Here is a 25,576-nt window from a genome sequence, read left to right as displayed (position 1 = left end):
GCCTGGCGGGGATTGTCAATGGACCGCTAAAGCGGCGGTTTGAAGGACAGCTGCGAAGGATCCGGGTTGGGCACCACGCTTCGCCCTGTCGGGCTACGCGTGGCGCGGCCGCGGCGCGATGGCAGACGCCTCAGCGTCGTCCAAGGCTCCTCAGATACGCGCAGAACATGTCGGCCATGGCGTCGGCGCAGGTCTCGATCTCCGCCTGCGTTCGCGGGCTTTCCGAAAAATCCTTGCCGACCGTGCTCAGCGTCGTCGCGATCAGATCGCCGGCCATCGCGCGCACCGCGTCGGACGCCTTCGGCAAGGCCGCGCGCATGAAGGTCTCGACGATGCGCTCGCCCGACGTCCGCGCCTCGCGCGCTTCCGGCGCATCGCGATAGAGCGGCGCGGCGTCACCAAGCGCGACGCGCACCGCGGCCTCCTCGCATTCCGAGCGGACGAAGGCGTGCACCAGCGTGCGCAGCCGGTCGAGTGGCGGCCGTTTTGCGTCCTCGAGGATGTCGCGCAGCAGGGTCGTGGTCTGCCGCCATTCGTCGCTCTGCAGCCGGAACAGGATCGCCGCCTTGTTCGGAAAATACTGGTACAGCGAGCCGACGCTGACGCCGGCCCTCTCGGCCACCCGCGCCGTGGTGAAACGCTGCGCCCCCTCCTTGGTCAAAACCTGAACAGCGGCATCGAGAATCGCCGCGACGAGCTCGGCCGAGCGGGCCTGTTGCGGTTGTTTTCGCGAGGAAATTGAAGAGCTTCGACGCTCGGTCATGAACGCTCTGGGGAATGCGATTAGCGAATGCGAATAATTATTCGTATTTCTGACGAGGCGCAAGAACGCGCCGCTTTCAGACCGAGAGACCCGATATGACCACCCTCATTTCACCTGAGCTCGCGGGCCTGTTCGATCGCCTGTTCGAGCAGGCTTCCGCCGCGCAGGAAGAAACCCAGCTCGCGGTGGCCGACCTCACCGACGAGGAGCGGACGCGCCTGTTGCGGAGCAAGACCGACTATCGCGCGCTCTACGGCCGCCTGAGCAACGTGCCGCTCGCGGTCTCGCGCGAGACCGGCGCGCTGCTCTACATGCTGGCGCGCGGCAGCGGCGCGCGGAGCATCGTCGAGTTCGGCACCTCGTTCGGCATCTCGACCCTGCACCTTGCCGCCGCGCTGCGCGACAATGGCGGCGGCCGCCTGATCACCAGCGAGTTCGAATCGTCCAAGGTGTTGCGCGCCCGGGACAATCTCGTCGCCGGCGGCCTCTACGACCTGGTCGAGATCCGCGAGGGCGACGCGCTCCGGACGTTGCGCACCGATCTGCCCGATACGATCGACCTCGTGCTGCTCGACGGCGCCAAGGCGCTCTATCCCGAGATCCTCGATCTCGTGGAGCACCGCCTCAAGCCGGGCGCGTTCGTGGTCGCCGACAACGCCGATGACAGCCCCGACTATCTGGCGCGCGTGCGCTCGCCGGCGAGCGGCTACCTGTCGGTGCCGTTCGGCGAGGACGTCGAGCTGTCGATGCGGCTTGGCTGAGGCGGAGGCCCCGGCGGCTCGTCGGGCCCCTTGATCTGGTCGATGATTGCGGACAGCCGCGCCCGCTTCGCGGCGTCCTCAACATACAAGACGCTGGCCCTGAGATCGCGAAGAACGCTGCGCACTTTCCATTTCACCTGACCCTCGGCAATCACCTCGGTGGCGAGTTTGTCAGCCTTGTCGGGATCGCCGAGATCGAAGGCCGCGGCAAGCAGCGTCGGGCGCAGCCATTCGTCAGCGACGTTCAGCCGCCGGGCACGCTCGCACGCGGCGATCGCAAGCCTCACCGTCGCCTGCGCGCGATCCTCGTCACCTTCCGTGCCGCGCGCACGATAGAGACGGGGCAGGTTGCTGGAGCAATAATAGGCGTTGAGATCGAGATCCATTCCCTGTTCGTAATACTTGATAGCCTCGGCAAGATACGTGACTCGTTCGTTGGCCGCAGCATCGTCAGCGAGACGCTTGTAACGGCCCCCCATCAGACCCAGGCGCTCGGGCGTCGGTCCCGCGAGGTCGATTAACGTTTCAAGCTCGGCGATGGCCTCGATGTGGTTTCCAACCTGGGCCCCCGCAAATGCGCGGTTCTCCTTCACTTCGGGTTCGTCAGCAAAGCAGTCCGGAAGGTTCTGCGTGAAGTCGAGCATAACATTCCAGTCGTCAGTATCGATGACGCAATCGCGCAGCAGCAACAACAGAGCGAGGGCCTTCGCATAGCTTGCAGGCGGATTTCCCTCAGCGGCGATCAACGCCTGCGCCCGCTTCATGCGCTCAGCCGCGGGCGCCGCGCGCACGGCCCGTACCTTGGTCTGGAATGCGGCTTGCTCCGCAAGCTGGCCCCGCGTCGTTACAGCCTTGCGTGGATCGACTTTGTCGGGATAGCCCGGGATCGATTGGTGCATCGGCGAGATGCCGTTACGGCGGAATTCGATTTCCCCCTTGATCGACGCCTGGAACGCCGCGGCGGTGCCGGGGTTGATGTCACCTTCGGGCAGCGGATAGCGGACAGTCCGCATCTGCGCGACATCGAACAATTGCTTCGACCATTCCGCCGCGAGCAGGACGCACCCGGTCTTCTGAGCGGCGTGGCGGATCCCGACTTCATAATAGACGTTTCCGTTCGGAATCGTCATGTCGGCCAGCACGAGATCGGCGAAGTATAGGCGCTCCAGCATTTCGCTGATGATCAAAGCGCTCGTGTCCTGGTCCGCGCGCACCGGCTCGTAGCCCAGATCCTTGATAACCGGAACGTAGCCGCGATCCCAAAGCGCATTGAAATCGATCTCGGCCGGTCCGCGGCCCGAGTCATTCTGCGTCGCCCTGCGGCCGTAAGGCATGATCATGAAACACGACGGCATATTGCAAATCCTTCAGTCCCATAATTTTCGTGTATCCAGCCAGTAAATCCACGTCGTCCTGCGCCCCGCTTCCTCCATCAGGTGCTTGGCACCGCCAGGGCCATCGCCGCCCTCGCCGTTCCACAGGCAGATGAAGGCGATCCTTTCGCCGCCATATCGCGCGGCCTGCTCCAGCATCCATTGATTGTCGCGCTCATAGGCGTTCTCGCCGGCCGGCAGCGGCCCCAGCTCGTCGGGCATGACGTGGAGCGTCGCGCGCGATTTGGCCGCGAAATAGCGCGCGCGCCAGTTGCCGCCGGCGAAATCCACCGAACCGGCAAGGAAGGTCGGCTCGTCGAACGGAATATAGATCTCAAGCCGCATGCCCCGCGCCAGAGCAGCTTCCGCAAACAGCAGGTCACCGCCGCAAGCGCCGCCGCAGATGGCAAGATCGCCTTCGGCCGCGCCAATCCGCGAAAGCGCATCGGCGATTGCAGCGGCGGCTGCCGGCTCCTTGTCCGGCGGAAAGCGGGGCGTTTTTCGATCTCGCGCATCGATCATGTGACCGCTGAAGAGAACCACCTTGTTCGGTGATCTGGCATCCGGCTCTGTGGTCATCGCGACACCTCGACTAAATGATTGGATCATTGTGTCTCGGTGGCGAACTTAGCTGAAGGCGATTTGATTGTCGAAACTGGGATTTACGTGTTGAGAAGCCGCTCCGCGCGGCATCATTTGATATCGAAGGCCGGCGGGAAGTGATCCGGCTTGACCTGCCTGATTGCTGCGAGTCGTCCGATGTCGGCGAGCTCGTCCATGTTGTTCGGGTTGTCCATCGCCGCGATCTTCACCAGCGCGTCCGGCGTCCGGTCGATGGCGACCGTCTTCTTCAACCAGTCGGTTTCCAGCAGCACGTTGTAGCGCGCATAGGTCGCGAGTTGCGGCCCGCTCTGGCTGTCGGCCACCATGTCTTCTACCGCGCGATCGATCATCCACGGCGTCAGGCAGTTCGTCAGCCATTGCAGCATGCCGTGATTATACCGCCCGCAATCGTCCATGAGCGATTGCAGCGACCGCACGCCCTGCTCCGCCGCCGGCATGTGGACGATCTCGTCCGTCGAGAATGTCGATTTGAACACGCCCGTACCGGCCGAGATCAGCAGGAGATTGTCCTTGCCGGTATGCCAGCGAAAGCCATGGCCATGGAGTGCCGCGAGCATCAGGAGTTGCAGGGCCGGATCGTTGAACGGGCTGACGCCGCCGTCGACGAAGGCGCCGCTGACCGTGCTGCCGTCGCGCGCCGAGATCGTGATCTTCTGCGGTTCGAAATAGGTTGGCGCCGCGGTGCTGGCGCGAACCACCTCGGTCAGCCGCAACGCGCCGTCCTGCTTTGCGTAGGGCGCGTCCGGATGGTTATGCAGCGGCCAGGGACTCCCGGTATCGAGCCGCTTGGTCATGATCATAAGGCCGGTGCGGATGTGATCGCCGCCGAGCGCCGTGTCGGCGCCGAGCTGCGCGTCGAGCGCGCGCTGCAAGGCGTCGGCCTTGAATTTTGGCGCCAGCAGCCCGCGCCGCCAGAACGAACCCTGAAAGATGTCGGTGCCGATCCCGCGATAGAGCTTCTTCAAGGCGTCGATCGTCATGCCGCAGGCCAGTCCGGCCGCAATGATCGATCCCGTCGAGGTGCCGCCGATCAGATCGAAATAGTCGCAAAGCAGCAGATCGTCCTTGCCGTACCGCCTGCGCAATATCGCTTCGACCGCGGCGAGATATTCGAGCGTCAGGATGCCGCGAATGCCGCCGCCATCGAGAGCCAGGATCCGCTTCGGTCCGGCGTCGCGATCGAGATGCTGCTGCTTGGTCTTCGGCATAATTGCCCCCGCGGAACCATGACGTCATGAAATGAAGCAACGCGCCCAACCCGGCGCATCGGCTTGCTTACAATTTTAGTCATTCGATGCCGGAGCCGGACAATTTTGCGCGCCGGCTCTCCGCGGCAGTCAGCTTGCACGCGATACACCCTAAGGTATAGTGAGATATTTCACTGGCAGACGGTTTTTCTTTTTCTCGCCTGGCGATTGCAGATTTCAAGGACGGGATATCATTCCGTCCGCGGCGAGCTACGGAATTTGGCCGACGAAGATGCGGCCGGCCGTCGCATAACATTCATGCGGATCGGGTTTTGCCATGCCGGATGATTTTTCGGTCTTTCTCAGCCATCGCGCCGAAGACAGATATCTCGCGCGCCTGCTCAAGGCGCGGCTCGAATATCTCAGCAGCCTCGACCGCCAGCGTCCGGTGGAGTGCTATGTGTGCGAGGAAATCCCGGGCGGCGCGGAGTGGCGCCAATGGATGATCGACAACACGGCCAGGGCCGACTGCCTGATCTTCATCCACACCAATGCCGAGCACAATTGGACCTGGTGCGCGTCGGAGATTTCGCAGTTCGACGGCTACAAGCGCGCGCTGAAGCTGATGTCGAAAGTGCTGTGGTTCTCGGTCGATAGTTCGCCGTCGTTTCCGATGCTGGCGGAGAACGAGTTCTACGGGATCGGCGAAGACGATGTGCGGCGGTTTCTCGAGGATCTGTTCGTGAAACCGACCTTCGGTAACGTCCCGCTCAGGCCGCGACTGAATGCCAACCACGCCCGCGAGTTCAACGATGCGGCGAAGGACATTCACGCGCAGTTCATGCAGATCACCCGTCCGGAAGAGCTGTTTCGGCTCAGGCTGCGCATCGTGTTCAGCGACGAGCTGTCATTCCGGCAAAAGGCCGACTTGCTGGCACCGCTCGCCCCTGCGGACCGCGCACGCGGATTCCTGAAGGATGCGAGACTTGAGGCGGACGCCGCCACCGTCACGCTGCTGTCCGGTCCCGACACGGCGGAGCTCGACTGGGAGGACCTGCTCCGCGCGCAAAACCGCTACGACAGCGGCGCCTGGCTCGACGAACTGACCAACTATGTCGCGAACTCGTTCGCCGACGTCGATATCGCAAGCCGCCGCAGCCGTGAACAGGTGCTGAGCCCGATATTTCGCGACCTGAAGCTTTATCAGCCGGTCATTGCCCGGCTCGAATATCTCGACAACACGCCGTTCTCGGTCGTCCTCATCTTCGTCCCGATGCCGCCCTTCAGCGAGGATCCCCGCCTGATGGTCGCGCAGAACATGCCAAAGGACATCGTCTTCCTGTCGATCCTGCTGCGGCTGGCAAGGCGCTTCCGCTGGTCGTTTCTCGAACCCTTGTACAACGCGGTCGAGGGCATGGACGATGACGTCAACGCCAAGCGATGGGACGATCTGCTCGAGCGCTACCACGAATGCCTGGAGAATCTGGATTCGATCCTGCGGCAGAGCAACATGCGCGAGCTCGAAACCGTCGGCGATATCAAGTCGGCGATCAACATCTCCGACGATGCGCTGCTGAAGGAGATGTTCAAGGATTGGGGGACTTTCCAGACCCGGCTTGCGCAGGCTGTCGAGAAGAGGTCGCCAGGCGACATCAAGCAGACGCTGGAGCCCTGGCTGAAGCGCAACAAGGATTTCATGAAACAGCTGCTTGTCGAAAGCCAGGGCAGGGTCGAGAAACTGCGGCCGATGTAATAAACCCGCGAAGCTGGAGCAAAGGTCCGGTTCGACCGGACCCGGCACTCAGATCATCGCGGCGACCCGTTCGAGTCCGATCAGGCGGGCCAGCGAGCGCACTTCGTTCTTCTGGTCCTCGCGGAGCTGGAACAGCAGCGGCATCGCCGCCGACTTCAGCTGCTGGACTTCGTCGGAATCGGGATCGATCGGCATAGTGCCCGCCGCAGGATCGCCCTGGCGCTTGGCGTGGATCTTGCGCGCCACGGCACGCAGCGCGGTCTCGACCGCCGGCCAGTAATATTCCTGCGACGACGACAGCTTGAGGCGGTCTTTGATGCCGGCGATCTGCGCGTCGCTGAGCAGCGCGTAGCTCTTCTGCGGCGCCGGCTTGGCGGCGGCCTTGGGCTTCGGCGGCGCGGGAGCCGTCGGCAATGCCCCGGGCTCGGCGGCCTTCGGCAGGCCGGCATCGACCGGGTCGGTGAGCTTCGGCAGGCCGATATCGGTGGGCTCGGCGGAGGCATAGGCCTGGCGCACGGTGTCGGTCGCGCCCGGGATCGCGGCCTGCGCCCGCAGCAGGAGCGGCGACGGATTGGCGGGAGGCACAGTCGGCTGGGGCGCCTCAAAGGCGGCAGTGGCAAGCGTCGTGACCGCGAGCTTGTCCTGCTTGCTGGCGCGGTTGGCGACCGGGCCGATGTCGGCCTGCGCCGCCGGCAGGCTGTCGCGGCCCAAAATGGCTGTGATCGCAGCGCCGGCAAGGAGGAAACATGTCAGCGCGGCGAGGGTGATGGCTCTGGTCAAAAATTACTCCATTCCCTGCCAGTATCACCGCAGGCTGACCGCCAAATGCGGCGTTACCGTGCCATGACGATGCCAAATAGGTGAAATTGTCCCGAAACGGCCCGAAAATCAGGCCGCGGCGGCAAGCTCATAGGCTTCCTGGATGTCGGCGACGATCTCATGGGCCGTCCACAGCGCCCCCGGCTGGACCGAGTGCAGGCTGACCGTCCAGTTGGTGCGCCGGGTCCGCGGCGTGCTGACGATGTCGAATTCGACCTGACGGCACAGCGGATGCCGCTGCAGGGCGTAGAAGACCCGGGTCCGGAGCTCGTCGAGCGATGCCGGGGTCTTGTCCAGATCCTTGGCCAGATCCTTGGCGAAAAGCGCCTCAAAAGCCATGTCGCATTCCCACAACTGCCGGGCGGCCGGCCGTGGCGGCAGACCGTCCCATGGCGCCATTGTTGGGACTGGCATGGTTAATGCCGCGTTAAGCGGACAGGCGGGACTTGAGCGACAGCTGGGTCTGGTATCAGGCGAGCCGCACCCGCACGCTCGCCGCCTCGTACTCCGCAACCGTCTGCGCCACGAGATCGTCGACGCCAAGCACTCCGGTCACCCCCGAGGTGGAATGACCACCGCTCCAGATGTCGCGCCAGCGTTTCGGGCGGCTTTCGCGGGCGCCGATGTCGATGTCCTTGCCGATGTCGATCGCGCCGCGCGCCGGCAGATCGTCGGGATCGAGACCGGCGGCCTCGATCGAGGGCCGCAGCATGTTGGTCTGCAGGCCTGTGAACGCCGTCGTGAGCAGGATGTCGTCGGCAGAGCTGTCGACCAGCATCTGCTTGTACCTCGCGTCGGCCATGCTCTCGCGCGTCGCGATGAACTTGGTGCCCATATAGGCTAGATCGCAGCCGAGCGCCTGCGCGGCGCGCAGGGCGTGGCCGTCGCTGATGCCGCCAGCAAGCACGATCGGGCCATCGAAGAAACCGCGCACCGCGCGCACAAACACGAACGGATTGAGCCAGCCGGTCTGCCCGCCGGCACCCGCGGTGAGCAGCACCAGCCCGTCGGCGCCGGCGGCGGCCGCGCGCTCAGCATGGCGGATCGAGGCGACATCGGCGAACACCAGCGCGCCGGCATCATGCAACGGCGCGAGAACCGGTGCGGGCGAACCGACCGAGGTGATCACGAGCTCGACCTTGTGCCGCAGCAGCACAGCGAGATCCTGCTGGAGCCGCGCATTGGAGCGGTGCACGATCAGGTTCGGGCAAATCGGCGCCGCCGCCTTGCCGTTCGCATCGGCATGCGCCTGCAGGCGGCGCTCGATCTCGCCGAGCCAGGCATCGAGCTGTTCCGTCTCACGGCAATTCACCGTCGGAAACGAGCCGATCACGCCGTTGCGGCAGGCCGCTACCACCAACTCGACGCCCGACACCAGAAACATCGGCGCCGCGATCAGCGGCAGCCGAAGGCGATCGCGAAAACGCGCAAGAAGATCAGCGGACAAGTTGTTTCTTCCGTGCAGCCTTGTGTTAGCGTTGCCCGCAACATTGGCACGAGAGAAGCCAAAGACAAAGGCGGGAGGAAGAACAAGATGAGCAATCCGCTCTATGCATTTCCGGCGGTCTGCGAGCAGACCGTGCGGGCGCTGGCGCGCTATCCGTCGCGCACGGCCTTCGCCTGGCCGGGCGGCTCGCTCAGCTATCAGGGCGCGACCGACCTGATCGGACGGATGCAGAGCGTGTTCGTGCGGTTCGGCTTTGCGCCGGGCACCCGCGTCGCCTTTCTCACCGCCAACCGCGCCGACACCTGGTGCGCCGGCGTCGCCGCACAATTGTCGCGGCTTGCGATCACCTGGCTGCATCCGCTAGGCTCGCTCGACGACCAGCTGTTCCAGATCGAGGATTCCGAGGCCGAGATGCTGATCGTCGACGGCATCACGTTTCGCGATCGCGGCGGCGAGCTCGCGGCCAAAGCGTCCGGGCTGAAGACCGTGTTCACGCTCGGCCCGGCAGATTACGGCGCCGACCTGCTGCAGGCAGTCGAAGGTACGGGCAGCGCAAGCCCGAAGAACTTCGCCCTTGCGGACGACATCTCGACCTTGAATTACACCGGCGGCACCACCGGCAAATCCAAGGGTGCGCTGCGCCATCATCGCGAATATGGCGGCTTCGCCGCCGCCATCCTCGCCGACTTCGAAATCCCGGAGACGCCGCGCTATCTGACGGTGGCGCCGATCAGCCATGTGGCCGGCACCAAGGTGCTGCCGACGCTGATGCGCGGCGGCACCGTGCACATGCTCAAGGGCTTCGATCCGGAGGCCGTGTTCAAGACCATCGCGCGCGAGAAGATCAACTTCACGCTGTTCGTGCCGACCATGATCTATGTGGTGCTGGATCACCCTGCGCTCGACAAGACCGACCTCTCCTCGCTCGAGCTCCTGCTCTACGGCGCGTCCGCGATGTCGCCGAGCCGGCTGGTCGAGGGCATCGAGCGGATTGGCCCGGTGTTCTCGCAGCTTTACGGCCAGACCGAATGCTATCCGGTTTCGGTCCTGCGCAAGGCGGATCACGATCCGAAGACGCCGGAGCTGTTCCTGTCCTGCGGCTTCCCGATCGCCGCCTGCCAGGTCAAGATCCTCGATCAGGACGACCAGGAGGTCGCGACCGGCGAGGCCGGCGAGATCTGCGTGCGTGCCACGCATGTGATGGCCGAATACTGGAAACGGCCCGACATCACGGCCGAAACGCTGAAGAGCGGCTGGCTGCACACCGGCGACATCGCCCGCATGGATGAGCGCGGCTACATGTTCATCCTCGACCGCAAGAAGGACATGATCGTCTCCGGCGGCTTCAACATTTTTCCGCGCGAGGTCGAGGATGTGCTGTCGCAGCACGCTGACGTTGCGATGGTCGCGGTCGTCGGCGTGCCCGACGACAAATGGGGCGAGGCCGTCACCGCCGTCGTGGTGGCGCGCGAGGGCGCAACACCCGACGCCGACGAACTGATCGGCCTGGTGAAGGCGAAGAAGGGCTCGGCGCATGCACCGAAGCAGATCCAGTTCGTCAAGGAGCTGCCCATGACCGGCGTCGGCAAGGTCGACAAGAAGGTGCTGAAGGCCCGCTTCTGGACCGGCCGCGACCGCATGGTGGGGTGAGCACCGCGGCGCGCGCAAAACCTATCACCGTCATCCTGAGGAGGCCGCACAGCGGCCGTCTCGAAGGATGCACGGCCCCAGCCGGGCCGTCGACCCTTCGAGGCTCGCTCCGCTCGCACCTCAGGGTGACGGGGAGAGGCCGCCGGCGGCGGCACATTCCGCGTTACTCCTTGCGCCGGTCGAGACGCGCAAGGAAGCCGCGAACCAGCGTCGCGATCTCGTCGGTCGCTTCGTCGAGCGCGAAATGTCCCGCATCCAGGATGTGTACCTCGGCTCCCGGCACATCGTCGGCATAGGCGGTTGCGCCGGCGACGGTGAACGACGGGTCGTATTTGCCCCAGACGACAAGGGTTCGCGGCTGCACCTCGCGGAGCCATTTCTGCCATAGCGGGTACGAGGCAAGGTTTGTCCGGTAATCCAGGAACAGCGTGGTCTGGATGTCGGCCTGGCCCGGGCGGGACAAAAACGCTGCTTCGTCGACCCACAGATCCGGATCGTAGCGTTCGGGATGCGGGCTCGTTCCGACATGACGCTGGCGCGTCGCTTCGAAAGACGTGAAGTTGGCCTTGAGCTTGTCGACTTCGTGCGCCGGATCCGCCCAGAATTTCCTGCGCGCTTCCCAAAGCGGGCTCAAGCCCTGTTCGTGGGCGACCGCGTTCTGGACAATGATCGCGCGGACTCGTTCGGGGTGCGCAAGCGCCAGGCGAAAGCCGACCGGCCCGCCATAGTCCTGCATGAACAGCACATAGTGCGCGAGCCCGAGCTTTGTCGTGAACTCGCTCGTCACGCGGGCGAGGTTGTCGAAGGTGTATTCGAAACTGGACGGCGCCGGCGCGCTGCTGTTGCCGAACCCCGGATAGTCAGGGGCAATCACGTGATATTTGTCGGCGAGAAGAGGCAGTAACGGCTCCCACATCCGCGATGAGGATGGAAAGCCGTGGAGCAGCAGCACGGCCGGTGCGTCGGCGGGCCCCGCCTCGCGGTAGAAGATGTTGACGCCCAGGATATCCACCGTGTGATACGAGATCGACCGTCGGCTCGATTGCAGGTCACTTGCCGAGGCCTGCATGGCCAAGCTGGCCAGTGCGGCAGACATCGCTATTCGGGTGGGCATCTTCATAAGGCAGCTCCTGCGTGGTGCTCGGCGTTCTTCGACGTGATGTGAGCAACACCGATCACGCGCGCATCCTTCCCGCCCAGCCGTCACGCGCAGATCACGTTTGCGACATTGTCAGCCACGCGACCGCAGCCGGGCCGCCGCCCTTCGGGACGCCGCGCAAGCGCGGCTCCTCAGGGTGACGGGAAGAGATTGGAAGGCGTGGCGAGACTGTCGGCGCTGGTGGCGGCGGTGTGCTGACCGGCGCCCTGCCCGAGCAACTGATCGAGCCGCTCGCGCAGCTGATCCTGGTGGTAGGGCTTGGCCAGCCTCGGCAGATCGACCTGGATGCCGTCGGGCAATTCGGCATAGCCGGTGGCGAGCAGGACGGGAAGTTGCGGCCGCAGCTTGCGCGAGGCCGCGACGAGCTCGATGCCGGTCATGCCGGGCATCACGTGATCGGTCATCATCAGGTCGATCTCCTGGTCGCTCCTGATGATATCGAGCGCATGCGGTGCGGAATTGGCGCCGATCACGCGATGGCCGAGGTCCTCCAGCATCTCCATGGTGGACATCGCGATCAACGGATCGTCGTCGACCAGCAGGATCACCGCCGAACGCTTGACCGTCTGCGCCGCAGGCGCCGGGCTCTCGGCCTCCGGCGCTGCGGTTGCGACCGGCAGCACCAGCGCGGCCGTGGTGCCCTTGCCGACCGCGCTCGACAGCTGCAGCGCGCCGCCGAGCTGCACCGCGAGCCCATGCACCATCGACAGGCCGAGCCCGGTGCCCTTGCCCACTGGCTTCGACGAGAAGAACGGCTCGATCGCCCGCTTCAGCACGTCCGGCGACATGCCGGTGCCGCCGTCGACCACCGACAGTTTCAGGTAATTGCCCGGCTGCAGGGCCGGATCGTTCTTCGCCTGCAAGGCCGCGAGACTGATCTCGATCGTGCCGCCATCCGGCATCGCATCGCGCGCATTGATCGCAAGGTTGAGCACCGCGAGTTCGAGCTGGTTGGTGTCGACACAGGCCGGCGGCAAGCCGGCGGGAATGTCGAGCCGCAGCATGACGCGCGGTCCAAGCGAGCGCTCCAGCAGATTGCTCATGTCGCGCACCAGCGCGCCGAGATCGACCGGCACCGCGCGCAGATCCTGCTGCCGCGCGAATGCCAACAGCCGCTGCGTCAGCGAGGCGCCGCGCTCGGCACCCTGCAGCGCGCCGTCGACCAGCCGTCGCAGGCGCGGATCCTCCGGCATCCGCTTGCGCAGCAGGTCGAGATTGCCCATCACCGCCATCAACAGATTGTTGAAGTCGTGCGCGACGCCGCCGGTGAGCTGGCCGATCGCCTCCATCTTCTGGGCATGGCGGAGCTGCTCCTGCGCCCGCTCGCGCGCGGCGACCTCCTTCATCAGGTCGGCGGTGCGCTGCTCGACCCGCTGCTCCAGCGTCGCGGTGAGTTCGGCGAGCGCGGTGCGCTCGGCGGCGAGCTGCGCCAGCAGCGCCTCGCGCTCGATCTCGGCGGTCTTGCGCGCGGTGATGTCAGAGCAGACCCCGACCAGCGAGCGGATGCTGCCGTCGGGCCGGCGCACCGCGCGGGCGCGGACGTCGAGCCAGTGCTCGGTGCCGTCGGGCCAGATGTTGCGGTATTCGATCCGGTAATCCGCGCCGGTGCGCAGCGTCTGCTCGACGATTCCGCTGCGGCGGGCGCGGTCGTCGGGATGCACCGCGTCCAGCAGCTCCGGATAGGTGAAGGGATCGCCGGGCCTGCGCCCGAAAAATTTCTTGCAGGTCGGCGACGCTTCGAGCTCGAAATCCGGCAGATGAAGTTCGAGCGCGCCGAGATGGCCGGCATCGAGCGCGGTCTGCAACAGGCCTTCGCTCTCGGTCAGATCCTCCAGGATCTGGCGGGTCTGGTACTGGCGGCGGCGGCCGCGCACCGCCGCGGCGACCAGGCTCACCAGCGTGCTCGGATGAAACGGACGCTCGACGAAGGTGACATTGCCGAGCACGCGGCCGAGCCGCGCCGCCTCGGGATTGCGCTCGGGCCCGCCGCCCTCGCTCATCAGCACGATTGGGAAATCCGACCATGACGGCTGCTCGTTCAGCCAGCGCGTCAGGCGGGCGAGGTCGGCGCTCCGGATCGCCTCATCGGCAATGATGGCAAGGCCTGCCCCGCTTGCGACCTGGCGCTCGAGCTCGGCGAGATCGCCGCAGATATTGGCGTAGTAGCCGGCTTCCTTGATCAGATGGGCCGTCTTGACGGCGTCGCGCTCGCTTGCGGCAAGGATGACCGCGCGTTCCGAGGACGGGCCGGGCCTCATCGCGACCGCCCCTGCGACTGCCGAGCTTCACCACGAACCGGCGCCACGTCACACCGCCGCCGGGCGGCCATGGCCACGATACCGGCGGTGGGATCGATACGCATCATGGGGCCCCTCACGGGAGCGAAACTCGCTGGTGCTGCCAACCGTTCCCGGGAAGCCGGTTTATTTTTGCTGCAAGGGCAGCCGCTTGGCAGCGGTTCCTTGCGCTAGCGCCGCTCGATCACCAGGCTCTGGACCGCCCGGCCGAAATAGCCGCGCTGGTCGGCGAGCCGCGACATCGCAAGGCCGGCGCCGTCAGGCCCGATCCAGGATTCGCCGTCGAGCAGAATCCAATCGCCGACCGGCTCGCGCGCCAGGCTCACTGTGAGGTCGGCGTTGATGAAGGTCCATTGGTTGAAATCGAGCGCCGGCGAGGTGCCATTGGAGAAATCCGAGGCGACCACCGCGCGCATCGCCTGCGAGACGGCGGCGCCCGCGATCAGCGGACGGTCGACGCGGAACCAGATCGCGCCGGGGCCCATCACGCCGAAGCGACCGCGCGCAGCCCGCATCGAGATGCATTTCACGAACGGACTGTTCGCAAGGTTGCCAGGCTCGACCATGCATTCGTCGGGTCCCGGCAGATCGACCGGAAGTGCTGCGACATCAGGCGGCAGCTCGGCCGCCTGCTGCTTGATCTTCAGCACACTGGCCGAGACCACGACGACACCGTCGGCGAAGAGCCTGACGCCGCAGAGCTGGATCTTGCGGCCGTCGCGCAGGATCTCACTCTCAATCGTCAGCGGCGCCACCGGCACCGGACGCATCAGGTCGATCGTGACGCGCGCGATCCGCATCGGCACCGGCGTTGGGATGGCCTCGGCAGCCCACACCACGAGCGCCGCCGGCGCGGAGCCGTGCTGCATCCGCGGATCCCATGGACCCGCGGCGTCGGGACTGGTGACGACGCGGTCGCCGTCAACGCGAAAGATCGGCTCCATCAGAGCGCCGGATCGACCGCTTCGTCGTACTCTTTCTTGAAGCGCGCGATCAGCTCGGCGGCAGGCACCACCTTGGAAATGCTGCCGACGCCCTGGCCCGAGCCCCAGATCTCCTTCCAGGCCTTCGGCTTGGCGCGCTCGCCGGACGAATCGGTGCCGAAGCTCATCTTCGAGGGATCGGAGGTCGGCAGGTTTTCTGGATCCATGCCGGCCGCGACGATCGACGGCTTCAGATAGTTGCCGTGCACGCCGGTGAACAAGTTGGAATAGACGATGTCCTCGGCGGACGAATTGGTGATCATGCTCTTGTAGTTCTCGACCGCGTTCGCCTCCTGCGTCGCGATGAAGGCGGAGCCGACATAGGCGAAGTCGGCGCCGATGATGCGCGCGGCGCGGATGGCGCGGCCGTTGGCAATCGTGCCCGACAGCGCAATGGGTCCGTCGAACCACTGCCGCGTCTCCGACACGAACGGGAACGGCGAGAGCGTGCCGGCATGTCCGCCGGCACCGGCCGCGACCAGGATCAGGCCGTCGGCGCCCTTCTCGATCGCCTTGTGCGCGAACTTCTGATTGATCACGTCGTGGAAGACGATGCCGCCCCAGCCATGGACGGCCTGGTTGAGCTCCTCGCGCGCGCCGAGCGAGGAGATGATCATCGGCACCTTGTGCTTCTCGCAAAGCGCCATGTCGTGATCGAGCCGGTTGTTCGACTTGTGCACGATCTGGTTGACCGCGAACGGCGCCGACGGCCGCTCCGGATGGGCCTTGTCATAGGCGGCGAGCTCTTCCTTGATTCGGTACAGCCATTCGTCGAGCAGTTCCGGCGGCCGCGCGTTCAACGACGGAAACGAGCCGACCACGCCGGCCTTGCACTGGGCGATGACGAGGTCGGGCACGGAGATGATGAACAGCGGCGCCCCGATCACGGGAAGAGACAGGCGGCCCTTGAACAGAGCAGGCATGGACATTGGGTGCGGATCCTCGGGTTGATCGTTGGTCTCGATTGCTGACCGTCATTCCAACAAGAATCTTTCCAGTGTCAAGTATTGCGTTATGGCGCTGCAAAATGAATGACAAAACCTCATCCAGGCACGGCATTTTTTACAGGCGTCTGGCATCCCAGACGTGGTTTTGCCCGCCTTATTGGCAGATCGCCCGTGTCACGAAATTTTCGGTCTTGCAGTCGTTCGGGCCGCGCTTGTGGCCGGGCAAATAGACCAGCGGCGAGCATTTCTCGAAGGCGTCGGTATCGATGCCCTTGCCTTCCCGAACCCCTTGCTCTGGCACAGCCGGTCGGCGCCGATCTTGCAATCCGGCGCATCGTTCGACGCCACCACGCAGGCCGCGCGTCCGGTCACCACCGTCGAGGGGCGCGCGATGTTCGACAGGTCGTTGATGGTCTCGCCGGGGCTCTTCAGCGCCGGCAGCGCCGACTTCGACTTCTCGAACAGCTTTCCGATTTCGTTGATCAGCCCGGGATTCTCGCGCTCGACCGGCGCGGGCGGCAGATCGATCTGTTGCGGCTGAGGCTCAACAGGCTGCGACTGCACGCCGAGCGCGGGCGGCGCGGTCTGCGCCCATCCCCTGTCGATCGCAGGCAGCGCCATCGACAGCGCAAGGCCCGCCATCGCAACGCGCCCTGGCGGGATTGAGTCTCGCGAGATTCACCGGTCGTCGATTCAATCAGCATCGCAGCGAGCGTAGTCCGAAGCCGTCCGCGGACAAAGACGCGAAGGGCTAGAACTTTGGTTAGATCAGCTTGAATGCGACGACAAAGCCCAGCACCAGCACGATCGCGCCGATCGCGACCCACAGGCCGAGCCGCTTCTCGAGCTCCGCGCGGATGACATCGCCATAGCGGTTGAGCAGCACCGCAACGAAGAAGAAGCGGCCGCCGCGCGCGACGATCGAGCACAGGACGAACAGCCAGATGTTGTAGCCGGCAAAGCCCGAGGTGATGGTCACGAGCTTGTAGGGGATCGGCGTCAGCCCCTTCAGCAGGATGATCACGGCGCCCCATTCGGCATAGGAGGCGCGGAACGCGTCGACCTTGTCGGACAGGCCGTAAAGATGGATCAGCCACTGCCCGAGCGAGTCGTAGAGCAGCGCGCCGATCGCGTAGCCGAGCACGCCGCCGGCGACGGACGCAACCGTACAGACCGTCGCAAACCACCACGCCCGCTTCGGCCGCGCCAGCGACATCGGCAGCAGCATGATGTCGGGAGGGATCGGGAAGAAGGAGCTCTCAGCGAACGAGACGGCCGCGAGAATCCAGAGTGCGTAGGGCTTGTCGGCCGCCTCGACGCACCAGTCGTAAATCCGTTTCAACATGGGCGCGATGAACCATCATGGAGCGGATTTGTCCATGCCGGGAATTGGCTGATTTGGGACGATTTGGGGCTACCGTTTACGCAGCCGGTTCTCCAGCGCGACAATTCGGCGCCGAACCACCGGGACGGGCGCGGTTTTGGGCAGCTTGACCGGCGACTTCGGCAGCTTCTCGGCGATCCCGAGCAGGCGCTCGCGCCGCTCCATCTCGCGCCAGACGTCCTCCGGCTTGACGCCGGCCGACGCCCAGAGAACGGTGAGGTTGTAGAACAGGTCGGCGCTTTCGCGGACCACGGCATCCGACTTGCCGGCGACGGCGTCGATCACGACTTCGATCGCTTCCTCGGCGAGCTTCTTGGCCATCTTGGCCGGGCCGCGCTGGAACAGCCGTGCCGTGCGCGACGTTGCCGGATCGAGATCCTTGGCCGCGATCACCGCCTGGTAGAGCCGATCGATCGAATCACTCATCCTTCGAACCTAATCGAAACGCGTCGCCAGCGTGTTAACGGCGCTCATGAAAAAATCCACCGGCCTGAGGCCGGTGGATTGATCGTTTGTGACAGTTCTGAGAACCGCCGGCAGTCTCAGTACGGCGTATAGGGCAGCTGCGACCGGCGCCCGTAATAGCCGTGGTAACCATACGGTCCGCCGCCATAGTAGACCGGGCCACCACCGTAATAGGCGGGGCCACCGCCGTAATAGGCCGGGCCGCCGTCGTAATAGCCGTACGAGTCGTAGTAATCGCGGCGGCTCTGGGTCGCGGCGATCGCGAGACCCGTGCCGACGATTCCGGCGAACGCGGCCGCGGCAGCCGCGCCACCTCCGCCATAGTAGCGACGGCGCGCGCTGATATCGGTCGCGCCGCTGGTGCCGTGCGACGTGGTCACAGCGGCCGCCTTGCCCGCCGCAGCCGAGCCTGCGAACGCCATCGTCGGCTCAACGGCCGTCAGCGCCACAGCAGCAACCGTTGCCAATGTGGCTGTGCGGCCAATGGACGAAAAAACACCTTTTCGCGCAAACATTGCAGTCATCCTTTATGGAAGCCGGCCCGACGGGCCTTGGTTAGCTAACCAGTCCCTCCAGATTAGGTTCCCCAAACCGAATGCAAGCTGAACAACCCTAGGCGAAAACAAGGCAGTCATCGGCCGTTCACCTTGCCTGGGGCAAAATGCCTGCAAATAACGCTTGAAATTGCACGTTGCCCTGGCGCATTCGATGCCATGAAGCAGGCGCACCGGCGCGGCACTTTGTCTCGCCTCCCGGATGTCATGATGCAGGTAACTCGGACCACCGTTCTCCGCTGGATACTGGCCGGCATGATCGGCCTCGCGGGCGGCGCGTGGCCGGCCGTCACCCCGCTCCGTGCCAGCGACCAGCCGCCGCCGCTCGCCATCCAGCTCACGCTCGACCGTCCGCCTGATGCTGCCGCCGCGCCGTTCGTGATGGCGCAGGCCGGCGGCCTGTTCAGCGCCGAGGGGCTTGCGGTCGGCACCAACGTCGCCACCAGCTCTGCGGACGCGATCGCGCGGGTCGCCGACGGCTCGAGCGACTTCGCGCTGGTCGACATCAACACGCTGATCCGCTTTCGCGACAAGCCCGGTGCGGCGCCCGTCAAGGCGGTGCTGGTGCTGTTCAACCAGGCGCCCTACGCGATCATTGCCCGCAAGAGCCGCGGCATCAAGGCGCTGGCGGATATGGAAGGCAAGAACCTCGGCGTCGCCGAGGGCGACCTCTCGATCCTGTTCTGGCCCGCCGTCGCCAAGCAGAACGGCATCAAGCTATCGAGCGTGAAGCAGAACACGATCAGCGCCGCGGTGCGCGAGCCGATGCTGTCCGCCGGACAGGTCGACGCCGTGACCGGCTTCTCCTATCTCTCGGCGATCAATTTACGGGATCGCGGCGTGCCGGCCGACGATCTCGCGGTGCTGCGCTTCGCCGACTATGGCTGCGAGGCCTATGGGTTTGCCGTCATCGTCAGCCCGCGCCTTGCCGCGGCGAAGCCGGATGCGGTGAAAGGTTTCGTGCGCGCGGTGATCGGCGGCACCAACCTCGCCATCAAGGACCCGGGGCGCGCCGCCGGCGAGGTGGTGAGCCGGATGGATGGCGGTTCGCGCGATCTGGAGCTCGAGCGGCTGCGCGCCATCATCCGCGACAACATCCTGACCGGCGAGGTGAAGCGCGACGGCATCGGCGGCATCGAGGCGGAGCGCTTCGAGCGGTCGATCGATCAGCTCGCGGAGGATTTCAAATTCCAGAAGCGGCCGCACGCCGCCGACATCTTCGACGACCAGTTCCTGCCGCCGATCGACGGCCGGCTTGTGAATTGAGGACAGCTCTCCGTATTCGTCATGCCTGGGCAAAAGCGCGAAGCGCGTCTTCGCGCAGACGACCCGAGCATCCACGTCTTCGGTGATCGCTTGCGAGAAAGACGTGGATGGCCGGGTCCATAGGCGAGCGGAAGCGACGCCGTCCTTTGGACGGCTCTGCCCGGCCATGACAGAGCGTGATGTACTTCCGCCCGCTGGCCCTGCATCGCGAACCCTGATTAAATCGCGTCCCGCCTGACCGGGCGTCCACCGCTTACGAGTCCCGCCGGCATGTCCATGCTCCGCCTCTATACCCGCGTCCTCGAACTGCTCGGCAAGGAGGCGCGGCTCGGCTGGATCCTCGCCGCCGCCAACGTGCTGCTCGCCGGCGCGCAATTCGCCGAGCCGGTGCTGTTCGGCAAGATCGTCGACGTGCTGTCGGGCCGGCCGGTCACCGGACTGTTCGCGACCTCCTCGGCATGGCCGCTGCTGATCGCATGGGCAGCGTTCGGCCTGTTCACGATCGGCTGCAGTGCGATCGTCGCGTTGCAGGCCGACCGGCTGGCGCACCGCCAGCGCCAGGCGGTGCTGACCGATTATTTCGAGCACATCATGCAGCTGCCGCTGACCTTCCACTCCGGCACCCATTCCGGGCGGCTGATGAAGGTGATGCTGAACGGCACCGATGCGCTGTGGCGACTCTGGCTCGGCTTCTTCCGCGAGCATTTCGCCGCCATCATGTCGCTGATCGTGCTGCTGCCGCTCGCGCTCTACATCAACTGGCGGCTGGCAATCCTGCTGTTCATACTCTGCGTCGTGTTCACCGTGCTGACCACGCTGGTGGTGCGCAAGACCTACGGCATGCAGAGCGAGGTGGAGGCCTATTACAGCGACCTGTCGGCGCGCGCCTCCGACGCGCTCGGCAATGTCGCGCTGGTGCAAAGCTTCGTGCGGATCGACTCCGAGGTGCAGGGCCTGCGCTACGTCGCCGACAAGCTGCTCGCGGTGCAGATGCCGGTGCTGTCATGGTGGGCGCTGGTCACCGTGATCACCCGCGCCTCGACCACCATCACGGTGCTCGCGATCTTCACCGTCGGCATCGCGCTCCACAACGAGGGCCTCACCACGGTCGGCGAGATCGTGATGTTCGTCTCGTTCGCCACCATGCTGATCCAGAAGCTCGAGCAGGTGGTGAGCTTCATCAACAACGTGTTCATGGAAGCGCCGCGCCTGCAGGAGTTCTTCGACGTGCTCGATGCGGTGCCGGCAGTGCGCGACCGGCCCGGCGCGGTCGATCCCGGACGGCTGTCCGGCCTGGTGGAGTTCAACAACGTCTCGTTCTCCTATGACGGCAAGCGGCCGGCGATCGAGGATCTCTCCTTCACCGCATTGCCCGGCCAGACCATCGCGCTGGTCGGCTCGACCGGTGCCGGCAAGTCCACCGCGATTGCGCTGTTGCATCGCGCGTTCGATCCGCAATCCGGCATCATCAAGATCGACGGTATGGACATCCGCGCGCTGAAGCTGACGGCGCTGCGGCGGAACATCGGCGTGGTGTTCCAGGAGGCGCTGCTGTTCAACCGCTCGCTCGCCGACAATCTGCGCGTCGGCAAGCCCGATGCGACCGACGAGGAACTGCGTACCGCCGCGGCGCGGGCGCAGGCGCTGGATTTCATCGAGCGCAGCGACAAGAAATTCGACACCCATGCCGGCGAGCGCGGCCGTATGCTCTCCGGCGGCGAACGTCAGCGGCTGTCGATCGCGCGTGCGCTCTTGAAGGATCCGCCGATCCTGATCCTCGACGAGGCGACCAGCGCGCTCGACGCCGTCACGGAAGCCAAGGTGAATGCCGCTCTCGATGAAGTGATGAAGGGCCGCACCACATTTGTGATCGCGCACCGCCTGTCCACCATCCGCCACGCCACCCGCATCCTGTTGTTCGACCAGGGACGGGTGATCGAAAGCGGAACTTTCGATGAACTGGTGGCGAAAGGCGGGCGTTTTGCCGAGCTCGCGCGGGCCCAGTTCATGGTCCATGAGCAGGCACGCGCCGGCATCGAGACACCATAATTCCGGCTTTCCAATTGAGGCGGCTGCCGAAATTCAGCCGATTTCGTCCACGATATAATTGGCCGGCCTCTGTTCTCTGCTGGCAAGCCGGTATAGGGTTTGCATCGCCGCAACGCGGCGCCGGACACGCTTGAAACCCGTACGCTACAATCGCAAGACCTCCTTGTTTTAAGGCGGGTCTCAAAGGACCGGAACCGGACTCGTGCATTTTCCTCGCCCGCTGCGCCCGTCGTTGAAATGGATTCTGGCTGTTGCGATGCTCGCCATCGCAACGCCGCAGCTGGCGCGAGCCGAGGCGCTGCTGGTCGTCGAGGCCGATTCCGGCAAGGTGCTGCAGGCCGACAATGCGGCGATGCCGTGGTATCCGGCGTCAATCAGCAAGCTGATGACGGCCTATGTGACGCTGAAGGCGGTCAAGGACGGCCGCGTGTCGCTCGACACGCTGCTCACGGTCTCGCCGACCGCGGCCTCGCAGTCGCCCTCGAAGATGGGCTTCCGGCCCGGCACCCAGGTCACCGTGGACAACGCGCTGAAGATGATGCTGGTGAAGTCGGCCAACGACATGGCCGTGGTGCTCGCCGAGGGCGTCGGCGGCTCGATCGACGGCTTTGCCGGAATGATGAACCAGACCGCGCAAAAGCTCGGCATGACGCAAACGAGCTACGTCAACCCGAACGGCCTGCCCGCCGACGGCCAGATCACCTCGGCGCGTGACATGGCGATCCTCGCCCGCGCCATCATCCGCGACCTGCCGGAATACGAATATTTCGTCCACATCCCGTCGATCCGCTTCGGCCGCCGCATCACGCCGAACTTCAACAAGCTGATCGGCCGCTATCCCGGCGCCGACGGCTTCAAGACCGGCTTCATCTGCGCCTCCGGCTACAATCTGGTGGCGTCGGCGACGCGCGACGGCAGGCGACTGATCGCCGTGGTGCTCGGCGCCTCCTCGGGCCGCATGCGCGCGATCCGCGCCGCGCAGCTCCTGGATCGCGGCTTTGCCAATAACGGGCTGGCGTGGCTGCGGCCCTCACTCGGCACCGTCGACAATCTGGTGCCGATCGATGCCTCGCCGCCGAACCTGCGCGAGGAGATGTGCGGCGGCAAGCACAAGCGGCCGGCCAGCGACGAGGACGGCGAAGACACCGTCGCCAGCGCCGGAGGCTCGACCACCAACGGCGAGGGTGGCGTCAGCTTCTTCGCCGCGGGCCTGCAGGCCGCGATGCCGAAACCATCAGAGATGCTGGCGCAGGCGCCGGCGGCGTCGGAGCCGGTCGTGGTTTATACGGGCCCGACCAAGACCGGCGCCGCGTTGATCGCCGCGGTCGAGGCCGACACCGAGAAGATGCAGCCGGTCAAGCGCGGCAAGGGCAAGCACACCCGCGTCGCGGCCAAGAAGCCCGATGCGGCGGCCGACAAGGGCGACGCCAAATCCGACAAGCCGGCGGCCAAGCCGGTGCGTCACGCCAACGCCAAGCCGGATGCCGCAGCTGCGAAGCCGGCCGCGGACAAGCCGGCCGCCGCGAAGCCTGCCGCCAAGCCCGCGGCAGCGAAGCCCGTGGCGGCAAAGCCGAAGGCGGCCGACAAGCCGAAGGCTGACGCCAAGCCGGCCGGCTAGCAGCGCAGCCGGCCCTCCTATTCCCCGATGCGTCGATAGCGCGGCTTGCCATTGACCGCGGCATTGCTCAATACTGCCGAAAATAACGCGGCCAACAGCCGACCAAGTGCCGGCCAAAGCGCCGGAAACCCGGAAGCAATCCGGGACACCAGGCAATTTTGAGAGAGGGGATTGACCACCATGGAGCGCATCTGGCTCAAGCACTATCCGGCCGGCGTGCCCGCCGATATCGACGTCACGCAATATTCGTCGCTGGTCGAATTGCTGGAAGAGAGCTTTAAGAAGTTCGCCGATCGCAAGGCGTTCATCTGCATGGACAAGTCGATCACCTATCGCGAGCTCGACGAGATGTCGTCGGCGCTCGGCGCCTACCTGCAGAGCAAGGGCCTGCAGAAGGGTGCGCGGGTCGCGCTGATGATGCCGAACGTGCTGCAATACCCGGTTGCGACCGCCGCCGTGCTGCGCGCCGGCTATGCCGTGGTCAACGTCAATCCGCTCTACACCCCGCGCGAGCTCGAGCATCAGCTCAAGGATTCCGGCGCGGAGGCGATCATCGTGCTGGAGAACTTTGCCACCACCGTGCAGAAGGTGCTGGCGAACACGGCGGTCAAGCAGGTGATCGTCGGGAGCATGGGCGACCTGCTCGGCTTCAAGGGCGTAATCGTCAATCTGGTGATACGCCGGGTGAAGAAGATGGTGCCGGCCTGGTCGATCCCGGGCGCGGTCTCGTTCAACGACGCGCTGTCGGCGGGCCGCGGCATGAAGCTCAACAAGCCGGTGCTGACGCGCCAGGACGTCGCCTTCCTGCAATATACCGGCGGCACCACGGGCGTTTCCAAGGGCGCCACGCTGATCCACCAGAACGTGCTCGCCAACGTGCTGCAGAACGACGCCTGGCTGCAGCCGGCGCTGAAGAAGCCGCCGCATGTCGACAACATGATCATCGTCTGCGCGCTGCCGCTTTATCACATCTTCGCACTGACCGCGTGTTACCTGCTTGGCGTGCGAACTGGCGGCACCAATCTGCTGATCCCGAACCCGCGCGACATGGCCGGCTTCATCAAGGAATTGTCGAAGTACCAGGTCAGCTTCTTTCCGGCGGTCAACACGCTCTACAATGGCTTGCTGAACACGCCCGGCTTCGACAAGCTCGACTTCTCCAAGTTGAAGATCGCCAACGGCGGCGGCATGGCGACGCAAAGGCCGGTCGCGGAAAAATGGCTGAAAGTCACCGGCACCGCGCTGTCGGAAGGCTATGGCCTGTCGGAGACCTCACCGACCCTGACATGCAATCCCGCAACGATCGAAGAGTTCTCCGGGACGATCGGCCTACCGGTGCCGTCGACATGGCTCTCGATCCGTGACGACGACGGCAATGAGCTGGCGATCGGCCAGGCCGGCGAGATCTGCGCCAAGGGTCCGCAGGTGATGTCGGGTTACTGGAACAGGCCCGACGAGACCGAGCGGGTGATGACCGCGGACGGCTATTTCCGCACCGGCGACATCGGCGTGATGGACGAGCGGGGATACACCAAGATCGTCGACCGCAAGAAGGACATGATCCTGGTCTCGGGCTTCAACGTCTATCCGAACGAGATCGAGGAAGTGCTCGCGAGCCATCCGGGCGTGCTCGAGTGCGCCGTGATCGGCGTGCCCGACGCGAAGTCCGGCGAGGCGGTGAAGGCCTTCGTGGTCAAGAAGGACCCGAACATCACCGCCGAGGACATCATCAAGTTCAGCGCCACCCAGCTCACCGCCTACAAGGTACCGAAGCAGATCGAGTTCAGGACCGATTTGCCGAAGACCAATGTCGGCAAGATCCTGCGCCGCGAGCTGCGCGACGAGAAGAAGGCTGCGGCGTAAGAGACCGGCGAGGCGAGCGTTGGACATGACAGACGCGCGCCTCGCGACGCCGGCCGATATCATCACCTTCTGGCTAAAGGCCGGCCGTGACCGCTGGTACACGCGCGACGACGCGTTCGATGCCGAGATCCGCAGCCGCTTCCTCGCCACCTGGCAGAAGGCGGCTGCCGGCGAGCTGTCGTCATGGGAGGCGAGCGACGACGGCGCCCTGGCGCTCACCATCGTGCTCGACCAGTTTCCCCGCAATCTGTTTCGTAACGACGCCAAGACCTTTTCCAGCGATCCGCTGGCGCGCGAGGTGGCAGGCCGGGCCATCGACCGCGGCGTCGACGCGCGGATCGATCCGCTGCTGCGCGAATTCCTCTATCTGCCTTTCGAGCATTCGGAGCATCTCGCCGACCAGCAGCGCTGCGTGGCGCTGTTTCGGCAATGCGGCGGCCATCCCGACAACCTCAGATATGCCGAGGACCACGCCGACATCATCCGCCGGTTCGGCCGCTTCCCGCACCGTAACCGGGTGATGGGCCGCCAAACCACCGCGGACGAGCAGGCGTTTCTCGACGCCGGCGGGTTTTCCGGCTGATGACGGAACGGTGACCAGCATCCGGCATTGC

At 65.2% G+C, this 25,576-nt stretch carries 23 protein-coding genes; 8 read left to right on the top strand and 15 right to left on the bottom strand.

Going from position 1 to position 25,576, the window contains the following annotated elements:
• Positions 1-130 precede the first annotated feature (130 nt).
• Positions 131-763: a TetR family transcriptional regulator gene (locus tag V5279_RS05210; protein WP_338695625.1), complete on the bottom strand. Its 633-nt coding sequence runs from the start codon at positions 761-763 to the stop codon at positions 131-133.
• Positions 764-858: 95 nt separating this feature from the next.
• Between V5279_RS05210 and V5279_RS05205 the strand changes: the two genes are divergently transcribed.
• Entirely contained in the window at positions 859-1,524 is a 666-nt protein-coding gene (locus V5279_RS05205) for an O-methyltransferase (RefSeq protein ID WP_338695623.1), read from the top strand.
• Here V5279_RS05205 and V5279_RS05200 read toward each other — a convergent pair.
• The 3 genes from V5279_RS05200 to V5279_RS05190 all read right to left on the bottom strand — a co-directional run bounded on the left by V5279_RS05200 (position 1,470) and on the right by V5279_RS05190 (position 4,729).
• A complete protein-coding gene (locus V5279_RS05200) occupies positions 1,470-2,858 on the bottom strand; it encodes a tetratricopeptide repeat-containing protein (RefSeq protein WP_338695621.1) in 1,389 nt (462 codons plus the stop codon). The genes V5279_RS05205 and V5279_RS05200 overlap by 55 nt on opposite strands.
• A gap of 33 nt (positions 2,859-2,891) precedes the next feature.
• Entirely contained in the window at positions 2,892-3,476 is a 585-nt protein-coding gene (locus V5279_RS05195; protein ID WP_338695619.1) for a hypothetical protein, read from the bottom strand.
• 113 nt (positions 3,477-3,589) lie between these two features.
• Positions 3,590-4,729 (bottom strand): patatin-like phospholipase family protein, encoded by a 1,140-nt coding sequence (locus tag V5279_RS05190; protein WP_338695617.1) that lies wholly within the window; start codon positions 4,727-4,729, stop codon positions 3,590-3,592.
• 316 nt (positions 4,730-5,045) lie between these two features.
• On the opposite strand from V5279_RS05190, the gene V5279_RS05185 reads away from it, so the two are divergent.
• Positions 5,046-6,461: a toll/interleukin-1 receptor domain-containing protein gene (locus V5279_RS05185; protein ID WP_338695615.1), complete on the top strand. Its 1,416-nt coding sequence runs from the start codon at positions 5,046-5,048 to the stop codon at positions 6,459-6,461.
• A 48-nt stretch (positions 6,462-6,509) separates the two neighbouring features.
• On the opposite strand, the gene V5279_RS05180 is transcribed toward V5279_RS05185, so the two are convergent.
• The 3 genes from V5279_RS05180 to V5279_RS05170 form a co-directional block, all read right to left on the bottom strand.
• Complete coding sequence (locus V5279_RS05180; protein WP_338695613.1) at positions 6,510-7,241, bottom strand: hypothetical protein; 732 nt, start codon at positions 7,239-7,241, stop codon at positions 6,510-6,512.
• Between the two features lie 108 nt (positions 7,242-7,349).
• Positions 7,350-7,619 (bottom strand): hypothetical protein, encoded by a 270-nt coding sequence (locus V5279_RS05175; RefSeq protein ID WP_051345929.1) that lies wholly within the window; start codon positions 7,617-7,619, stop codon positions 7,350-7,352.
• 130 nt (positions 7,620-7,749) lie between these two features.
• A complete protein-coding gene (locus V5279_RS05170; RefSeq protein ID WP_338695609.1) occupies positions 7,750-8,727 on the bottom strand; it encodes a nitronate monooxygenase in 978 nt (325 codons plus the stop codon).
• Positions 8,728-8,814: 87 nt separating this feature from the next.
• Here V5279_RS05170 and V5279_RS05165 point away from each other — a divergent pair, with 87 nt between their 5' ends.
• Positions 8,815-10,377 (top strand): AMP-binding protein, encoded by a 1,563-nt coding sequence (locus tag V5279_RS05165; RefSeq protein ID WP_338695607.1) that lies wholly within the window; start codon positions 8,815-8,817, stop codon positions 10,375-10,377.
• 163 nt (positions 10,378-10,540) lie between these two features.
• On the opposite strand, the gene V5279_RS05160 is transcribed toward V5279_RS05165, so the two are convergent.
• From V5279_RS05160 to V5279_RS05125, 8 genes are all read right to left on the bottom strand, one after another.
• Positions 10,541-11,491: an alpha/beta fold hydrolase gene (locus V5279_RS05160; protein WP_414645999.1), complete on the bottom strand. Its 951-nt coding sequence runs from the start codon at positions 11,489-11,491 to the stop codon at positions 10,541-10,543.
• 176 nt (positions 11,492-11,667) lie between these two features.
• Positions 11,668-13,794: an ATP-binding protein gene (locus tag V5279_RS05155; RefSeq protein WP_338695603.1), complete on the bottom strand. Its 2,127-nt coding sequence runs from the start codon at positions 13,792-13,794 to the stop codon at positions 11,668-11,670.
• Positions 13,795-14,003: 209 nt separating this feature from the next.
• Positions 14,004-14,777, bottom strand: coding sequence for a thioesterase family protein (locus V5279_RS05150; RefSeq protein ID WP_338695601.1), 774 nt, complete (start codon positions 14,775-14,777; stop codon positions 14,004-14,006).
• Positions 14,777-15,745 (bottom strand): NAD(P)H-dependent flavin oxidoreductase, encoded by a 969-nt coding sequence (locus V5279_RS05145; RefSeq protein ID WP_166302287.1) that lies wholly within the window; start codon positions 15,743-15,745, stop codon positions 14,777-14,779. Before V5279_RS05145 ends, V5279_RS05150 begins: the two co-directional genes overlap by 1 nt.
• Positions 15,746-15,937: 192 nt before the next feature.
• Positions 15,938-16,405: a hypothetical protein gene (locus V5279_RS05140; RefSeq protein ID WP_338695600.1), complete on the bottom strand. Its 468-nt coding sequence runs from the start codon at positions 16,403-16,405 to the stop codon at positions 15,938-15,940.
• A 121-nt stretch (positions 16,406-16,526) separates the two neighbouring features.
• Positions 16,527-17,108, bottom strand: a complete 582-nt coding sequence (locus V5279_RS05135) for a YqaA family protein (RefSeq protein WP_029077657.1) — start codon at positions 17,106-17,108, stop codon at positions 16,527-16,529.
• A 69-nt stretch (positions 17,109-17,177) separates the two neighbouring features.
• Positions 17,178-17,573 carry a phosphoribosyl-ATP diphosphatase gene (gene hisE / locus V5279_RS05130; protein WP_029077658.1) on the bottom strand — a complete coding sequence of 132 codons (396 nt, stop codon included), beginning with the start codon at positions 17,571-17,573 and terminating at the stop codon, positions 17,178-17,180.
• Between the two features lie 116 nt (positions 17,574-17,689).
• Entirely contained in the window at positions 17,690-18,127 is a 438-nt protein-coding gene (locus V5279_RS05125; RefSeq protein ID WP_338695598.1) for a hypothetical protein, read from the bottom strand.
• Positions 18,128-18,376: 249 nt separating this feature from the next.
• On the opposite strand from V5279_RS05125, the gene V5279_RS05120 reads away from it, so the two are divergent.
• The 5 genes from V5279_RS05120 (at position 18,377) to V5279_RS05100 (ending at position 25,545) form a co-directional block, all read left to right on the top strand.
• Positions 18,377-19,432, top strand: coding sequence for an ABC transporter substrate-binding protein (locus V5279_RS05120; RefSeq protein WP_338701863.1), 1,056 nt, complete (start codon positions 18,377-18,379; stop codon positions 19,430-19,432).
• 270 nt (positions 19,433-19,702) lie between these two features.
• Complete coding sequence (locus V5279_RS05115) at positions 19,703-21,481, top strand: glucan ABC transporter ATP-binding protein/ permease (protein WP_338695596.1); 1,779 nt, start codon at positions 19,703-19,705, stop codon at positions 21,479-21,481.
• 202 nt (positions 21,482-21,683) lie between these two features.
• Positions 21,684-23,099, top strand: a complete 1,416-nt coding sequence (locus V5279_RS05110; protein ID WP_338695594.1) for a D-alanyl-D-alanine carboxypeptidase family protein — start codon at positions 21,684-21,686, stop codon at positions 23,097-23,099.
• Positions 23,100-23,279: 180 nt separating this feature from the next.
• Positions 23,280-24,962 carry a long-chain fatty acid--CoA ligase gene (locus tag V5279_RS05105; RefSeq protein ID WP_338701861.1) on the top strand — a complete coding sequence of 561 codons (1,683 nt, stop codon included), beginning with the start codon at positions 23,280-23,282 and terminating at the stop codon, positions 24,960-24,962.
• A 25-nt stretch (positions 24,963-24,987) separates the two neighbouring features.
• Positions 24,988-25,545 carry a DUF924 family protein gene (locus tag V5279_RS05100; protein ID WP_338695592.1) on the top strand — a complete coding sequence of 186 codons (558 nt, stop codon included), beginning with the start codon at positions 24,988-24,990 and terminating at the stop codon, positions 25,543-25,545.
• Positions 25,546-25,576 lie beyond the last annotated feature (31 nt).

The organism is Bradyrhizobium sp. 26S5, from assembly GCF_036923295.1.
Taxonomy (GTDB): domain Bacteria; phylum Pseudomonadota; class Alphaproteobacteria; order Rhizobiales; family Xanthobacteraceae; genus Bradyrhizobium; species Bradyrhizobium septentrionale.
This window is presented reverse-complemented; position numbering and strand designations above follow the sequence as displayed.

Coding starts and splice junctions, on each gene's coding strand:
- V5279_RS05210 (WP_338695625.1), bottom strand. CDS start 763: ATGACCGAGCGTCGAAGCTCTTCAATTTCCTCGCGAAAACAACCGCAA.
- V5279_RS05205 (WP_338695623.1), top strand. CDS start 859: ATGACCACCCTCATTTCACCTGAGCTCGCGGGCCTGTTCGATCGCCTG.
- V5279_RS05200 (WP_338695621.1), bottom strand. CDS start 2,858: ATGCCTTACGGCCGCAGGGCGACGCAGAATGACTCGGGCCGCGGACCG.
- V5279_RS05195 (WP_338695619.1), bottom strand. CDS start 3,476: ATGACCACAGAGCCGGATGCCAGATCACCGAACAAGGTGGTTCTCTTC.
- V5279_RS05190 (WP_338695617.1), bottom strand. CDS start 4,729: ATGCCGAAGACCAAGCAGCAGCATCTCGATCGCGACGCCGGACCGAAG.
- V5279_RS05185 (WP_338695615.1), top strand. CDS start 5,046: ATGCCGGATGATTTTTCGGTCTTTCTCAGCCATCGCGCCGAAGACAGA.
- V5279_RS05175 (WP_051345929.1), bottom strand. CDS start 7,619: ATGGCTTTTGAGGCGCTTTTCGCCAAGGATCTGGCCAAGGATCTGGAC.
- V5279_RS05165 (WP_338695607.1), top strand. CDS start 8,815: ATGAGCAATCCGCTCTATGCATTTCCGGCGGTCTGCGAGCAGACCGTG.
- V5279_RS05160 (WP_414645999.1), bottom strand. CDS start 11,491: ATGCCCACCCGAATAGCGATGTCTGCCGCACTGGCCAGCTTGGCCATG.
- V5279_RS05155 (WP_338695603.1), bottom strand. CDS start 13,794: ATGAGGCCCGGCCCGTCCTCGGAACGCGCGGTCATCCTTGCCGCAAGC.
- V5279_RS05150 (WP_338695601.1), bottom strand. CDS start 14,777: ATGGAGCCGATCTTTCGCGTTGACGGCGACCGCGTCGTCACCAGTCCC.
- V5279_RS05145 (WP_166302287.1), bottom strand. CDS start 15,745: ATGTCCATGCCTGCTCTGTTCAAGGGCCGCCTGTCTCTTCCCGTGATC.
- V5279_RS05140 (WP_338695600.1), bottom strand. CDS start 16,405: ATGGCGGGCCTTGCGCTGTCGATGGCGCTGCCTGCGATCGACAGGGGA.
- V5279_RS05135 (WP_029077657.1), bottom strand. CDS start 17,108: ATGTTGAAACGGATTTACGACTGGTGCGTCGAGGCGGCCGACAAGCCC.
- hisE (WP_029077658.1), bottom strand. CDS start 17,573: ATGAGTGATTCGATCGATCGGCTCTACCAGGCGGTGATCGCGGCCAAG.
- V5279_RS05125 (WP_338695598.1), bottom strand. CDS start 18,127: ATGTTTGCGCGAAAAGGTGTTTTTTCGTCCATTGGCCGCACAGCCACA.
- V5279_RS05120 (WP_338701863.1), top strand. CDS start 18,377: ATGCAGGTAACTCGGACCACCGTTCTCCGCTGGATACTGGCCGGCATG.
- V5279_RS05115 (WP_338695596.1), top strand. CDS start 19,703: ATGTCCATGCTCCGCCTCTATACCCGCGTCCTCGAACTGCTCGGCAAG.
- V5279_RS05105 (WP_338701861.1), top strand. CDS start 23,280: ATGGAGCGCATCTGGCTCAAGCACTATCCGGCCGGCGTGCCCGCCGAT.
- V5279_RS05100 (WP_338695592.1), top strand. CDS start 24,988: ATGACAGACGCGCGCCTCGCGACGCCGGCCGATATCATCACCTTCTGG.